Annotated in this window: 11 protein-coding genes and 2 tRNA genes; 7 read left to right on the top strand and 6 right to left on the bottom strand. The window is 32.4% G+C overall.

Annotated features, from left to right (window positions below):
* Positions 1 to 174: 174 nt before the first annotated feature.
* The 3 genes from ABYI63_RS04335 to mutS all read right to left on the bottom strand — a co-directional run bounded on the left by ABYI63_RS04335 (position 175) and on the right by mutS (position 3,092).
* Positions 175 to 258, bottom strand: a tRNA-Leu gene (locus tag ABYI63_RS04335).
* Between the two features lie 52 nt (positions 259 to 310).
* A tRNA-Gly gene (locus ABYI63_RS04330) sits at positions 311 to 382 on the bottom strand.
* A 97-nt stretch (positions 383 to 479) separates the two neighbouring features.
* Positions 480 to 3,092, bottom strand: a complete 2,613-nt coding sequence (mutS, locus tag ABYI63_RS04325; protein WP_372753813.1) for a DNA mismatch repair protein MutS — start codon at positions 3,090 to 3,092, stop codon at positions 480 to 482.
* Positions 3,093 to 3,288: 196 nt separating this feature from the next.
* Between mutS and ABYI63_RS04320 the strand changes: the two genes are divergently transcribed.
* Positions 3,289 to 3,819 (top strand): RNA methyltransferase, encoded by a 531-nt coding sequence (locus ABYI63_RS04320; RefSeq protein WP_372753811.1) that lies wholly within the window; start codon positions 3,289 to 3,291, stop codon positions 3,817 to 3,819.
* 60 nt (positions 3,820 to 3,879) lie between these two features.
* Here ABYI63_RS04320 and ABYI63_RS04315 read toward each other — a convergent pair whose 3' ends face one another.
* Both ABYI63_RS04315 and ABYI63_RS04310 read right to left on the bottom strand, forming a co-directional pair.
* Positions 3,880 to 5,205, bottom strand: a complete 1,326-nt coding sequence (locus ABYI63_RS04315; protein WP_372753809.1) for a hypothetical protein — start codon at positions 5,203 to 5,205, stop codon at positions 3,880 to 3,882.
* Between the two features lie 35 nt (positions 5,206 to 5,240).
* A complete protein-coding gene (locus ABYI63_RS04310) occupies positions 5,241 to 6,113 on the bottom strand; it encodes a hypothetical protein (protein ID WP_372753807.1) in 873 nt (290 codons plus the stop codon).
* A gap of 350 nt (positions 6,114 to 6,463) precedes the next feature.
* On the opposite strand from ABYI63_RS04310, the gene ABYI63_RS04305 reads away from it, so the two are divergent.
* From ABYI63_RS04305 to ABYI63_RS04290, 4 genes are all read left to right on the top strand, one after another.
* Positions 6,464 to 7,294 carry a hypothetical protein gene (locus ABYI63_RS04305; protein WP_372753805.1) on the top strand — a complete coding sequence of 277 codons (831 nt, stop codon included), beginning with the start codon at positions 6,464 to 6,466 and terminating at the stop codon, positions 7,292 to 7,294.
* A gap of 105 nt (positions 7,295 to 7,399) precedes the next feature.
* Positions 7,400 to 8,380 (top strand): DUF3365 domain-containing protein, encoded by a 981-nt coding sequence (locus ABYI63_RS04300; protein WP_372753803.1) that lies wholly within the window; start codon positions 7,400 to 7,402, stop codon positions 8,378 to 8,380.
* A gap of 25 nt (positions 8,381 to 8,405) precedes the next feature.
* Positions 8,406 to 9,023: a methyltransferase domain-containing protein gene (locus ABYI63_RS04295; protein ID WP_372753817.1), complete on the top strand. Its 618-nt coding sequence runs from the start codon at positions 8,406 to 8,408 to the stop codon at positions 9,021 to 9,023.
* 97 nt (positions 9,024 to 9,120) lie between these two features.
* Complete coding sequence (locus ABYI63_RS04290; protein ID WP_372753801.1) at positions 9,121 to 10,311, top strand: TlpA family protein disulfide reductase; 1,191 nt, start codon at positions 9,121 to 9,123, stop codon at positions 10,309 to 10,311.
* Positions 10,312 to 10,373: 62 nt separating this feature from the next.
* Here the strand turns inward: ABYI63_RS04290 and folK are convergent, their stop codons facing one another.
* The gene (gene folK / locus ABYI63_RS04285; protein ID WP_372753799.1) at positions 10,374 to 11,504 is read right to left on the bottom strand and encodes a 2-amino-4-hydroxy-6-hydroxymethyldihydropteridine diphosphokinase; all 1,131 of its coding nucleotides are present in this window, start codon (positions 11,502 to 11,504) and stop codon (positions 10,374 to 10,376) included.
* A gap of 161 nt (positions 11,505 to 11,665) precedes the next feature.
* Here folK and ABYI63_RS04280 point away from each other — a divergent pair, with 161 nt between their 5' ends.
* Positions 11,666 to 12,370: a queuosine precursor transporter gene (locus tag ABYI63_RS04280; protein ID WP_372753797.1), complete on the top strand. Its 705-nt coding sequence runs from the start codon at positions 11,666 to 11,668 to the stop codon at positions 12,368 to 12,370.
* A gap of 80 nt (positions 12,371 to 12,450) precedes the next feature.
* Positions 12,451 to 15,144 (top strand): AsmA-like C-terminal region-containing protein, encoded by a 2,694-nt coding sequence (locus tag ABYI63_RS04275; protein WP_372753795.1) that lies wholly within the window; start codon positions 12,451 to 12,453, stop codon positions 15,142 to 15,144.
* Positions 15,145 to 15,236: the final 92 nt, after the last annotated feature.

Raw genomic sequence — 15,236 nt, 5'->3', positions numbered from 1 at the left:
TTTTATTGATATACAACAGCCAAATCAAAATGGAATACGCAAGGTGCCTTCTAAAACTTAAACTTATTCTTAAATTGGATAACAAGAAAATTTAAAATACTGTGGGAAGGTGTAAATTAAATGTAAAAATAAGACATAAAAAAAAGCCTTATCTAATAAAAGATAAGGCTTTTGTACTGAGGACGGGACTTGAACCCGTACAGCCTAATGGCCATTGGATTTTAAGTCCAACGTGTCTACCAATTCCACCACCTCAGCAGCATTCGAGTGCTGTACACACATCGATTGGTATATTTTAAGAAAGTATCAGAGCGAAAGACGGGATTTGAACCCGCGACCCTCACCTTGGCAAGGTGATGCTCTACCCCTGAGCTACTTTCGCAGTTTTTAAATGAACGTGCAACATTGCTATTGCGGATGCAAATTTAGACTTTTTATAGAAACTACAAAGCCTTTTTTAAAAATAAATTAAATTTTTTTTACGCTCGCTTTTTCTTAACCAACATTCTCTTGATTTCATTCAATTTCATGAGCGCTTCTACAGGCGTAAGTGTATCAATATCAATATGTAATATTTCCTCTTTAATATTTTCCAATAATGGGTCGTCTAAATTAAAAAAACTGAGTTGCATATCATCAGTTAGCGTTTTCACCTTATCAGTGAGCTCTTCACTGGAATGTGACTTCTCTAATTTCTTTAAAATTGCATTAGCACGATGCAACACTTGTTGCGGCATTCCTGCCATTTTTGCCACGTGAATCCCAAAACTATGTGCACTTCCTCCTTCTACCAGCTTTCTTATAAAAAGCACGTTGTCTTTTAACTCTTTTACCGAAACATTGTAATTCTTTATGCGACCAAATGTTTCGGTCATTTCATTAAGTTCGTGATAATGGGTAGCGAATAATGTTTTTGGTTTCGCTGGATGCTCATGCAAATATTCACTTATAGCCCAGGCTATGGAAATTCCATCATAGGTACTTGTACCACGACCAATTTCATCTAATAAAACCAAACTTCTTTCTGATATATTATTTAAAATAGATGCTGTTTCATTCATCTCTACCATAAATGTTGATTCACCCATTGAAATATTATCACTTGCTCCTACTCTAGTAAATATTTTATCGACCAACCCTATTCTAGCTTCTTTAGCCGGAACAAAACTCCCTATTTGCGCTAACAATACAATTAAAGCAGTTTGACGCAGAATAGCAGATTTACCAGACATATTAGGTCCGGTAATCATAATGATTTGTTGATTTGTTCTATCTAAAAAAACATCATTGGCAATATAGGCTTCACCAATAGGCAATTGCTTCTCTATAACAGGATGACGGCCATCTTTAATTTCTAAATCGTGCGATTCATCTATAACTGGATACACATAATTATTATCGGTTGCCAATTGCGCAAACCCACATAAACAATCTAATTGCCCAATTAAATAGGCATTTTGCTGTACTGGTTTAATATATTGATTCATCCAAGTAACCAATTCCGAAAATAATTGCTGCTCAATAGCCATTATTTTATCTTCAGCACCCAGAATTTTGGTTTCGTATTCTTTTAATTCTTCCGTAATATAACGTTCGGCGCTCACCAAGGTTTGTTTTCGAATCCAACTTTCTGGCACTTTATCTTTATGCGTGTTACGCACTTCAATATAATACCCAAAAACGTTATTAGAATCTATTTTTAAAGAGGTAATGCCCGTACGCTCACTTTCACGCTGCAGCATTTTATCCAGATAATCTTTACCAGATTTGGATAAGCCACGTAACTCATCTAACTCTGCGGAATACCCAGGCGCAATTGTATGTCCTTTTAAGACATTTACAGGCGCATCTTCATTCAGCATTTCTTTAATTTTTGCTCGAAGAACATCGCAACTTTGTAATGTGTCTCCAATAATTTTTAAAGATTCATTATCGCAATTACTTGCCAACGATTTTATTGGAACGATGGCCTCTAATGAATTTTTAAGCTGAATAACTTCACGCGGATTCACTTTAGCCGTGGCTACTTTAGAAATTAAGCGTTCTAAATCGCCAATATGCTTAATATGATTTTGAATTTTTTGGAGGGTAGCATTTTCATTTTTTAAATAATGAACTACCTCATGTCGCTGTTTTATCTTATCGCTACTTTTTAACGGCAAAGCCAACCAACGTTTTAACAAGCGCCCACCCATAGGCGAAATAGTTCTATCAATTATATTTAAAAGCGTTACCGCATTATTATTGGTAGAATTGTAAAGCTCTAAATTTCTGATGGTGAATTTGTCCATCCAAACATAGGCTTCTTCTGCAATTCTTGAAATGGCGGTAATATGTTGCAATTTATTATGCTGCGTTTCACCCAAATAATGAAGGATAGAACCTGAGGCGATGATGCCTTCGTATAAATCTTCAATACCAAAGCCTTTTAATGTTTTTGTATTGAAGTGTTTTATAAGTGTTTCATAAGCATAATCGGTTTGATACACCCAATCTTCCATATAAAAGGTATGGAAATCTTTTCCGAAGGTTTCATTAAAAAGCGTACGCTTCTGTTTAGAAACCAATACTTCGCTTGGATTAAAATTTTGAAGTAACTTATCAATATATTCCGCATTTCCCTGGGACGTTAAAAATTCACCCGTAGAAATATCTAAAAATGAAATTCCGATATACTTCTTATCAAAATGCACCGAACATAAAAAGTTATTAGATTTAGATACTAGCACCTCATCATTAAGTGCTACTCCTGGTGTTACCAACTCGGTTACTCCACGCTTTACAATCGTCTTGGTTTGTTTAGGGTCTTCAAGCTGATCGCAAATAGCTACACGCTGTCCTGCTTTTACCAGCTTAGGCAAATAGGTGTTGACAGAATGGTGCGGAAAACCAGCAAGCTCAATTTCACTTTCACTGCCAGCACCACGCTTTGTTAGAGTAATGCCTAAAATACCAGCGGCTTTAACAGCATCTTCTCCAAAGGTTTCATAAAAATCGCCTACACGAAACAATAACAAAGCATCGGGATACTTTGCTTTTATAGCGTTGTACTGTTTCATTAAAGGAGTTTCTTTTTTGCTTTTAGATGCCAAAGGATTTTGTTTTTTAGTAAGTTTGCTAATGTAACTATTTTTCTATTTTCTTTGAAGTGGTTGCATTAGAAGTTATTTATAATTATTCACAAAACATTAAATAGACAATACAAAGCTAATATGCCTATAGTAATCTTTTAATTTGAACTAAAAACATAGAGATTACTTCGTGCCTTGAAATGACATATAAAAAAACATGCGCAAACTAAAAAACAACGAGTTAGACCGGTTAAGTATTGAAGACTTTAAGGAAGTAGACAAAACACCCTTAATCATTATTCTTGATAATATTAGAAGTTTAAACAATATAGGCTCTGTATTTAGGACTAGCGATGCGTTTTTAATTGAAAAAATTTACTTGTGTGGCATTACGGCAACACCACCACATAAGGACATTCATAAAACCGCCCTGGGTAGTACCGACACGGTAGCTTGGGAACATGTTGAAGACACACTTTCCTTAGTGAAAAGCTTAAAATCTGAAGGTGTTAAAGTTATCTCTATAGAACAAGCTGAAAAAGCCACGATGTTAAACCAGTTCACACCTGACCAAAAAACAAAATATGCTTTAGTATTTGGTAATGAAGTTAAGGGGGTTTCACAAAATGTAGTTTCTGCTAGCGATGTGGTTATAGAAATCCCTCAATATGGTACAAAACACTCCTTAAACATATCGGTGAGTTGTGGCATCGTGGTTTGGGATCTGTTTTCTAAATTAAACAACTAATATTTACCTATTCCCTGTTTCTTAAAAAATGCTTTACTTTTAGTAGTTAATATTAGTTTATTATTTCGTACTTCTTAAATTATTATTCATAACCACTTTTTCATCTACACGTAAACGATAATCTCTATTCCTACTATTATTTAAACCCTTAAATAATAATGAATGGCTCGTTTTTGAATACGTATTTGAGAAGTAAGGATTTGCATACCAATTTTCTAAATCCTTATTATAATTGTTTTTTTCCGAAAAAACGTGCTCACCAAAATTATTAAAAAGCACGTTTTTAAACTGAATTCTAGACAAATTAACATCATTAATGGCGATGTTTTCATTAAGGAGCAAAGCCTTTGCAAAACCCGATATTACACTACTTTCAATTTTAAAACTTGTATTTTCACCTACGTAAATGGATTCTCGTACCAATCCTGAATTAATAGCATAATTAAGATCATCGGTATCTGTTAAAAGTGTCATATTCGTGGCTACCACTTCCGTTCCGTCTTTAGAAAAATCAACACCCTCATTAATATAGGATGCTACACGAATACATTTTGAATCACCAAAAGCATAAGACACATAAGGAGATCGTAAGGCTAATGAATTATTTATTTGAGATTTTGTGCCATAATCAAAATTAAAATCGATGTTTTTTGCTCTGAAGGAAATCATTTTATCAAGATTAACTTCTCCGCCAATAACAGTAATTGAATTGCCTTCAGAATAACTTACCATTATATTGTTTATTGTAGTCTCCGCACCAACACCTGCTAAAAGCAATGCATTAGTCTCATTAGATTTTATAGCTTTTCCTCCAGCATATTCCACTCGTACATAAGACAAATAACCGGAATTTCTTTTAAGACTTTCACCACCATACTTTGTATGGTTATAATCATATGCCTCAATCTCCGGATATAGAGAAGCTGCAAAACTTTCACCTGATTTGTTAGTAAAACCGTCTCCAAGTATTACGATACCTCCCCAATCTCCTGCTTTTTTTACGCTCTTATTTGAGGTAAAAACGATAGGATCGGTAATAGTTCCTTCTGCTATAATACCTGCACCTTTGGTAATGGTAAGCGTTGCTTTAGATTCAAAATCGCCTTTTATAACAGTCCCTGGCTCTATACTAAGAATGGCATTATTGGTAACAAAAACATTTCCTACCAATAAGTAAGTATGCGCTTTATATAGTGTAATATCTTCTGTTATATTCCCGGCTATAATCTCTGTGTTTTCATTGTATTCTAACGTTTCTGGAGTAAACTCTGTCCATAATTCTAGCCAATTATCACTACCAACTAAACCTCGCTGTTGTTCCTGTTGTGCGATTACATTAGTTGAAAACACTACCAACAATATTAATATTTTTATAAAATTTTTCATCTTGATAAATTTTTAAACCGTTTTAAATTTCCTTCTTAGCTTTTTACTGAAAAACCTTCCAAAAAGGCATTATCTACCAAATACATTTCCTTCGTATGTCTATTTTCAATTAATACCTTTATAACATTAAAATTTAATTTCTCTTTGGATATTCGGTAGTTTAAAATGGTTCTTTGTGTTATTAATTGACCTTTACTAAAACCATTGGTTGAAACATTTAACACAAAATATCTGCCTATTTCTAAAAACTCACCAGTTATATTTTCTGGAGCTACACTATTTTGAAGCACGTAACCCATTTTATCATTTGGTTTTTCTACTGCTATCATTTTATCCGTATGGCTTAGTTTACTCCTTAAAACAGCAACCTCAGGATAAATTGGAGGTTCTGGATATGAATTGGATTTTAATCTTGATAAAACATTAGTTAAATGCAGCTTCATATTCTCAGGATTTAACTTAAGAATTAAAAAACCCGCCTCCATCTTTTTATTTATGTAATCATCTGAGTACAAAAGGACATCAATATGTTGTTTTAATGCAAGAATTTGCGCTTCCTTCAACAAGATTAATTTGTTTCCAAAAGACTCACTAGAGGTGATAAATGTTGATATCTTACTTTTAATAATTTCAATATCATTAAATTTATCTATTGCTTTAGAATATGCTACGGATTTAAAAGTACTATCAATTAATAGACTATCTAACTCACATTTTAATTTCGCATACTTTGGATTTAAAGTTCTTTCCGATTCCGGTAACAATACGCTATAAATCTCGGAAGGGGTGTGGCCTTTTAACGTTAGCTTTCTTGTATTAAGTCTGTTAAATTCAAGATTCTTTTCCTGAGCAGGCAAACTACAAACTATTAAGCATGTAATAACTGGTATTAAGAAGAAAGGTTTCATAAGTCATAAATTAAGTTTTGTCGGTAAATGAGGGGTTTAACAAAAGTATTACTACAAATTCGCAGCTTCAAAAAAAGTCGCCATAATACAGATTTATTTGATTATGAGACTCTAAATAAGCAGTTTATTAAACAATAAGAAAGCGAAACTATATGTAATGATTTATGGAAATCCTAAAACGACATGATTTTTAACATTGAATTCAAAAGGGTGCAACAAAAAGGAGGAATCGCGAGTGATGCAGTTAAAGAAATACCGCAATGTGGCAGCAAACATTCCTTGAATATTTCTTTAAGCTACGGAGTGCTGATTTGGGATAAATTCAGTAAATTGAAATCAAATAATTCATCATGAAATTAAAACTTGTTTTTTTACTTATTATAATAGCACATTCATTTATAACTATAAGTGCCCAAGACATCCCTATTGAATTTCTTGAAATGGATATAAAAACAAATCAACCGGAACTGAGCAAGTCTATTTTAATTAATGAAATCCCTGGTGTTACCACAGAGCACATGGCCATTACTAATGGAATACCTAAAAAAGTAACCATCGATAAAACCCACAAAACTATATATTTGTTTATTAAAGGTTATGGTAAACTAATATCTGGTAGCAAAACATACAATATTGTTCCTGAAACTATTATGCTACCCAATAATATTACTGACATTACCTTTAAACCTATTGAAAACGATACGCTTCATTACCTTAAAATATCAGTATTTCAAACTGAATTGGATAATGAGGACATTAAAACATTTCCAAAAGAAAATGTAGACAATATCTATTTTAAACAATTTACAGAATGCGAATCGTATACCGAACCAATTAAAAGCCCACAAACAACCAGCCGAACTATTTTACCAAACAAATACATTCCGAGAGTGGCTATGGGCACCGTGAAAACCATTGGTCCAGATAAAGTTGGAGCTCATGAACACGGCATGTTGGAACAATTATTTTTGGGATTAGCTAACAACCAAACTATTGTTTATGCAGATGCCGCCATGGTGGATTTTCCCGAGTATTCGTTACTTCATATCCCAAGAGGATCCAGTCATTCCGTAAGTGTAAATGCTAACAATGAAATGTATTATGTTTGGATGGATTTCTTTGTGGATAAAGCTGGGGAAGAATGGCTAAAAACGCATAACACCTCTAAGGATAATAACTAATTTTAATTAGGAAAAAGTTAATTAGCCTGATTTCTTCTTAAATGTAACTTATGTTACTCCAAAAATAATAGTTAAATTGGATATTTGATTTTAATGGCAAATAATATGAAATTAACACACCTATTAGGATTATCACTTCTTATAATTAGTTGTAACAACAAAAAAAAAGTTGACTATATTAATGTAGAGAACAGTAATGCTTTAAGCCAAACAATACATCCTGGAAAAAAATTACTTGAAACACACTGTTACCTTTGCCATAATCCTAGCGCACCAGAAAATGAAGGCAGAATAGCTCCTCCCATGGTAGCTATAAAATATCATTATATAAATGATAAAACTACCAAAGAGCAATTTATAAAAGAAATGGTATCCTTCACTACCAACCCAACAATTGAAACAGCAAAAATGTATGGAGCTGTAAAACAGTTTGGTCTTATGCCCAAACAACAATTCCCGGAAGGCGTAATTGAACAAATAGCAGATTATATGTTTGAATACCAAATTGAAGAACCAGATTGGTTTCAAAACCATATAAAAGGACAAGGGTTTGGAAACCGAAATAATAACGGCAAAACAACATTAAAAACGAATCAAACCAAAACAGTTGAAGCTATTGGTTTGGAATATGCATTATCTACTAAAGCTGTATTGGGTAAAAATTTGATGGGAACCATTCAGAAAAAAGGCACTCTTGAAGCTTTAAACTTCTGCAATATACAAGCCATTCCATTAACCGACAGCATGGCAATGAAACACAACGCCATTATAAAAAGAGTATCCGATAAAAACAGAAATCCTAAAAACAAGGCGAATACTGAAGAATTAAAATATATTGAACTATATAAAAAACAAGTAGCCGCTAACCAAGAAATTAAACCAACAATTATTGAAAACGGGACTAACATACAGTTTTATTATCCGATTACAACCAACACCATGTGCTTACAATGCCATGGCAATTCAGAACACATCGCACCTGAAATTCGTTCTAAAACCTTAAAGTTATATCCAAAAGATTTAGCTATTGGTTATTCAGAAAATGAGGTACGCGGTATATGGAGCATTCAATTTGAAAAAAAATAAAAAACCTTGGCCTACCAAAGATGCCATGAACCAAATTTATGAACGTAAACTTTGGGGTGGTAATGAATTTGATTTTTATTCAGGCTCTGGCTCGCATGCGCCCGAAATAATAAATCCTTACCTGGATTCTTTAATCACATTTTTTAAGTCCTTCACAAAACCTTTAGAGGTTTGCGACTTGGGCTGTGGCGATTTTAACATTGGAAAACAGCTTATAAAATACACAAAAAAGTATTATGCCATTGACATTGTTGAAAACCTAATTGAGAGAAATAAAAATTGTTATCAAGCAGATAATCTCGAATTTTTCTGTTTAGATATTTCGAAAGATGAGTTACCCTTGGCAAACTGTGCCATTTTACGTCAGGTTTTACAACATCTTTCCAATTCCGAAATACAAAATATTGTTAAAAAATTAGAAGGTTATGAATACATAATACTAACAGAGCATTTACCTGCAAGTAATTTCACGCCTAATATAGATATCATTTCCGGTCAAGGCATTCGAATTAAACACAACAGCGGGGTTAACTTACTGGAAGCTCCTTTCAACTTGAAAATAAGTGAAGAAAAAAAACTGAACGAACATGTCCTTGAAAACAATAAAGGCCGCATCGTCACAACCTTATATAAAGTCCTATAACATTCCAATGAATTCTTTTGACTCTTTCCATAAATTCAAATCTAAAACAAAAATATCTCGTATTAAATCAAAAAACATTTGTATTAATTTTACAAAAATGAAAACACTCCCAACAAAAAATACAGTTTTTATCTTTTTATTAGCCTTAATGCTAACCTCTTGTCAATCCCCTGGTTTTATATCTGGAAAAATAGAAGGTGTTAAAAACAAGGAAGTGAAAATTTACCTGATTCAGCCAGAAACTTTGCAAGAAGTTGGGGCTTCTTATTTTGGAAAAGTAATAGATTCTGCTATAATAAAACCTGATGGCAACTTTAAATTTGGAAATATTCCCTCTAGTGCAGAACCTGTATTGCTAGAAATAGCCATTCAACCAACTAAGCATTATCCAAATTATTTACAAACTGACAACCCAACAACCTCTAACTATATGCCTATTGTTTGGAAGTCAGGAGATGAATTAAAAATAAAAGCAAGATTAGATGACTTCCAAAAAAGTATTTCAATAGAAAACGCTTCGAGTACAAATTTAGAATTATTAAAATTAAGAGATATTAACCTAAAAGCATATCAAACATTTTTGGAGGGCAAGCATTGGGAGTTGGAAGATGGTAAACAATTATTAGAAAAAGAACATGCGCTTTTAAATTACCAAACCGAATTAATAAAATTTTCAGACAGTACACTGCACCTTCTTCCTGCATTAGTAGCATTAAGATGGGTAAGCCCTGTAAATAATTACGAACGCATACCTGAATATTTGGTTAGACAATGCCACAAATGGCAAAAAGAAAAACAAAATAACAACTGGGTAAATGAATTATGTGAACAAAGTGAACCTACTAAATTACCTGTTCTTGTTGGAGATTTATTTCCAGATCTTCAGCTCCCAACGATTACAAAGGACACAATTTCTATTAAAAACGAATTAGGCAGCAAGCTTACAATTATAGACTTATGGGCATCATGGTGCGGTCCGTGCAGAAAAGAAAACCGCGAAGTTTTAGCCCCGCTTTGGAATGAATATCATAAAAAAGGGTTACAGATTATAGCCTATGGCTTAGAAAGCGATGAAACTACTTGGAAAAAAGCAGTGGAACAAGATGGAGCCCACCTTTGGTTTCAAACTTCAGATTTATTGGGAGACGACACTCCGGTATTAAAGAAAATTAGAGTTCAAACAATCCCTGCCAACTTTATTCTTAATGACAATGGCATTGTTATAGCTAAAAATATTCACGGAAAAGATTTAATTGAATGGATAAAAAACTATATGTCAAATAATTAAAAACACCTACTTTTCTAGTGATATTATGTTGATACTCTACTATTACGGGTAAAAGAATAAAGTTAATCTTTACAAATCTGTCCTAATATCCATAAATAATCACTTCTGTTTTCTATAAAATCTCTATCTGAAATATCAATAATTTTCACATTAAAATCGGTTTGCGTTTTTAAAAACTCTAGGTAACCTGAATTTATTTTCTCTAAATAATGATTCTCAATATTTTGTTCGTAATCGCGCCCTCGCTTTTTTATGTTTTCCTGCAAACGTTGCGTGTTCTGATACAGATAGACGTATAAATCCGGTTTTCTCAATTCCTTATACATTAAATAGAAAAGTTTTCGATACAACTTAAATTCATCTTCTTGTAAGGTCACTTTAGAAAAAATGAGCGATTTAAAAACATCATAGTCACTCACCATGAAATCTTTAAACAAATCGAGTTGCGATAAATCATCACTAATTTGCTGGTATCTATCAGCTAGAAACGACATTTCCAAAGGAAAGGCATACCGTGCAGCATCGTGATAAAACTTAGGTAAAAAAGGATTGTCGGCAAAACGTTCTAAAATAAGTTTCGCATTAAAATCACGGGATAATTTAGTTGCTAAACTTGTTTTTCCCGCACCTATATTACCTTCAATCGCGATATAATTATATTTAGAAAAATCGAAATTCTCTATTGGATTTTTCAATAAAACCCCAATGGGTTTCAAAACGCTTTTATCTGCGCATTCTTGCAATAAATTTACAACCTGTTTATCCAATAGTGGGTGTTTTACTTGAGCAGCAATATCATTTAAGGGCAACAGCACAAACAAACGCTTTTGCATTTCAGGATGTGGCACTTGTAAAGATTTAGTATTTATAATGGCATCTTCCACAAAAACAATATCTAAATCTATTGTCCTTGCTTCGTATTTACTTGCATCGGTTCGAATGCGACCCAAAGTGTTCTCTATTTTTAATAACTCTTGAAGTAAAATTTCGGGCTCTAAATGACTTTCCAAAGTCAAACAGGCGTTTAAAAAATCATCGCTTTCAAAACCAAAAGCTGGCGATTTATACACCTTCGAAATACGAGTTACATTCCCTATTCTCACATGAATCAAATCGACAGCATCCTGCAAGTTTTTAAATTTATCTCCTTTATTACTACCTAATGCTATATAATATGTTATTGCTGGTATCACGTGTTAAGTCTATCGTTCTTTTACTGTAAAATGACATAATCATATACTTAATTCGTAATGTTTAGAATATCGAATTACAGATCTTTCATATGTGATGGCAAAATAACTAAAACAAATTTTATTCTTTTATATTTACCGAACGTATTTATTCACAATTGCAAATGACTTTAAAAGACAAACTTGCTGCGCAACAAATTTACATGCTTTTAGGGGCACTGTTTATAACTTCGTTAGTCGTTTCAAACCTAATATTTCAAAAATTTTTCTATTGGCATCCTCTGGATATTGAAATTTTTGGTTCTAAACTTTTTGTAATTTCGGTAGGCATACTACCTTATCCCATTACTTTTTTAATAACCGATTTAATAAGTGAGATTTATGGAAAAAAGCGCGCTAACCAAGTAGTTGTAGCTGGCATTTTTGCATCACTTTTCTCTGTTTTAATTGTTTATGTCGCAGATGTGGTGCCAGCAGTTAATTACTCTCCTATTAACGACGCCCTATTCACAGAGGTTTTTGGACGTACTATTTTGGCTGTTGCGGCAAGTATGCTGGCTTATTTATTCGCACAATTTATTGATATTCATATTTACCATTTCTGGAAACGTTTAACCAATGGCAAACATTTATGGCTACGTAATAATTTTTCAACATTTTTATCACAATTTGTAGATACCTTCTCGGTAGTGTTTTTACTTTGTTCCTTTGATGTTTTGCCTTGGAATATGTTTGCAGGTTTACTTACTAGTGGTTTTCTATTTAAAGTATTAATTGCTATTTGCGACACACCGTTTTTATATTTAGGCGTTTATTTGTTTAAAAAACGCTTTAAACTTAAAGATTATGAAGAGATTGCATTGCTTTAAATCTATAAATCTTTATTAAAGTTTCGCTTAAAACAAACCATTTCGCTATTTTTGTTGGTATATTTTATAAATCATTTTTAATGAAAAAAGCTCTAAAAATTTCAGGAATTTCCTTACTTATCATCGTAACTTTTTTTGTAACCTCTCCATATATTTTTCAATCTCAAATTAAAGAATTGGTAAAACGATTTATTAATGACAACCTAAATGCTCAAGTAGAATTTAGCGACGTTAGTTTAAGCTTTATAAAAAGTTTTCCAGAAGCTAATGTAAATATATACGATTTGGCTATTACAAATTTTAAACCTTTTGAAGGAGATACTTTGGTTAGTGCTAAAAAAATTGCCTTCACTATGTCGGTTAGAGAGCTTTTTAAAAATCCTGATGAAGCCCTAATTATAAATTCTATTACCATAAATGATGCGTTGGTAAATTTAAAAACCAACAGCTCTGGAAAATCTAATTACGACATTACTAAAGAAACCGAAAACGAGGAGATTGAAAAAAGTAGTTTTGCTTTCGATATTCAAGATTATCAAATTAAGAATGGGACGATAAATTATATAAGTGAAGAATCTAAAATTGCATTTATAATTTCAGAACTTAACCACAAAGGAAAAGGGATTTTTTCAGCAAATAAATCGGAATTAGACACCAACAGTGAAGCAAAAGTTAGCTTCACCCTAGATAGTACCAACTATTTAAACAACAACCCTATAAAATTAGATGCCTTAATTGGTTTAGATTTAGAAAATAGTAAATATACATTTAAAGAAAACAAAGGGATCATTAATCAATTACCTATTCAGTTTAACGGTTTTGTACAATTACTTGAAGCTGGCCAAGATGTTGATATTACTTTTGAAAACCCGGAGTCGTCATTCAAAAACTTCTTAGCGGTTATTCCAGAAACTTATTCAAAAAACATTGATAATGTTGAAACCACAGGCGATTTTAAAATAAAAGGTATCATTAAAGGTTTAGTTACCGACGAAACGATTCCTACTTTAGATATTAGTATTAAATCGAATAATGCCTCTTTTAAATATCCTGATTTACCTAAACGTGTTGAAAACATCGTTATTGATACCGAAATAAAAAACAAAACTGGAAAATTAAAAGACACTTATGTTGCTATAAATACTTTAGATTTTAAAATTGATGAGGATGTTTTTAAATCATCGGCCACAATTAAAAACATTATCGGAAATATGTTGATTAACGCCAATATTGATGGTGTTATAAATTTAGAAAACATTGCCAAAGTATATCCTGTAGATTTCAAAACACCATTAACAGGTATTTTAAAAGCAACAGTTAACACCTCTTTTGATATGGAAGCGGTTGAAAAAAATGCATATCAACGCATAAAAATTAGCGGTAATTCTAGTTTAACCAACTTTAATTATTCTGAAGGCTTTAAAAATCCATTAGCAATCTCTGAAGCAGCACTAACCTTTAACCCAGAAACTATTTCATTAAATACATTTAAAGCAACAACTGGCAAAAGTGATTTAAATGCTACAGGAACAATTAAGAATTTACTAGGGTTTATGTTTAGCAACAAAACGCTACAGGGCAATTTTAATTTGAATTCGAACACTTTTGCGGTAAACGATTTTATGACAGATGATGTTCCTGAAGAACCAAAAGCTGAAACAAACAAAAAGGCAACAACCACAACGAATGCAAAAACGGCATCTATAAAAATTCCAGCTTACTTAGATTGCACAATAAATGCGCAAGCTAACACCGTCATTTATGATAATTTACAACTTAAGAATGCCAAAGGAGCTTTAGTAATTAAAGACGAAGAAGTAAAACTGCAAAACTTTACTACCAATTTATTTGATGGCAAATTAGCACTATCTGGTGTTGTTTCAACAAAAAATGAAGTACCTACCTTTAATATGGATTTAGGCATTAACAGCTTTGATATCGCTAAATCATTCGAAGGCATGGAGTTATTTCAAAAATTAGCGCCCTTAGCTAAAGTTATTCAAGGAAAGCTAAATACAACTTTAAATCTAAATGGAAATCTTACCGAAGATTTCACACCTAATTTAAATAGTTTATCAGGTAATGCCCTAGCCGAAATTTTATCATCAACTGTAAACCCGGCTAATACAGAAATACTAAGTAAACTTGGAAATTCTTTAAATTTTATCGATTTCAAAAAAATAAATTTAAACGATTTAAAAACGAAATTCGAATTTAATAATGGAAAAGTAAGCGTAAAACCGTTTAAAATCAAATACCAAGATATCGATATTGAAATAGCAGGGTCACATGGTTTCGATCAAACTATGGGTTACAATGCCATATTTAATGTGCCCGCAAAATATTTAGGATCGGATATCACTAATTTAATTGCTAAAATTGATGATGCATCTGCAAAAAACATCACCATTCCTATTACAGCAAATATTACCGGTTCTTACACTAACCCATCTGTAAAAACAGATTTAACAAGTGGAGTAACTAACTTAACAAAACAATTGGTTGAAATACAAAAGCAAAAACTAATCAATCAAGGCAAAGACAAAGCAACAAATATGCTTAGTGATTTAATTGCAGGTAATAAGGCTAAAAAAGATTCTGCTTCCACAGCCCAAACCAATTCTGTAAAAGATGTACTTGGCAGTATTGTTAGTGGTAATAAAACAACTGCAACAGATTCTACTAAAACTACTACCACCACCAAAGATGCTGTTAAAAACGCACTTGGAGGTCTATTAAATAGTAAGAAAAAAGCGAAAGACACAGTAAAATAAGCTATTTTAAGCTGATTTATGCATTTTTTATAATAAAATGCAGTAATTATTAGGTTATCTCAATAAAAAAGTTAAGTTGTAGGTAGTGAAAC

The sequence above is a fragment of the Mariniflexile sp. genome (assembly GCF_041583155.1).
Lineage (GTDB): Bacteria > Bacteroidota > Bacteroidia > Flavobacteriales > Flavobacteriaceae > Mariniflexile.
This window is presented reverse-complemented; position numbering and strand designations above follow the sequence as displayed.

Bases quoted from the DNA above. Each gene is read 5' to 3' on its own strand.
- ABYI63_RS04305 (WP_372753805.1), top strand. From the start codon at position 6,464: ATGAAATTAAAACTTGTTTTTTTACTTATTATAATAGCACATTCATTT.
- ABYI63_RS04290 (WP_372753801.1), top strand. From the start codon at position 9,121: ATGAAAACACTCCCAACAAAAAATACAGTTTTTATCTTTTTATTAGCC.
- ABYI63_RS04310 (WP_372753807.1), bottom strand. From the start codon at position 6,113: ATGAAACCTTTCTTCTTAATACCAGTTATTACATGCTTAATAGTTTGT.
- ABYI63_RS04280 (WP_372753797.1), top strand. From the start codon at position 11,666: ATGACTTTAAAAGACAAACTTGCTGCGCAACAAATTTACATGCTTTTA.
- ABYI63_RS04295 (WP_372753817.1), top strand. From the start codon at position 8,406: ATGAACCAAATTTATGAACGTAAACTTTGGGGTGGTAATGAATTTGAT.
- ABYI63_RS04320 (WP_372753811.1), top strand. From the start codon at position 3,289: ATGCGCAAACTAAAAAACAACGAGTTAGACCGGTTAAGTATTGAAGAC.
- ABYI63_RS04300 (WP_372753803.1), top strand. From the start codon at position 7,400: ATGAAATTAACACACCTATTAGGATTATCACTTCTTATAATTAGTTGT.
- ABYI63_RS04315 (WP_372753809.1), bottom strand. From the start codon at position 5,205: ATGAAAAATTTTATAAAAATATTAATATTGTTGGTAGTGTTTTCAACT.
- ABYI63_RS04275 (WP_372753795.1), top strand. From the start codon at position 12,451: ATGAAAAAAGCTCTAAAAATTTCAGGAATTTCCTTACTTATCATCGTA.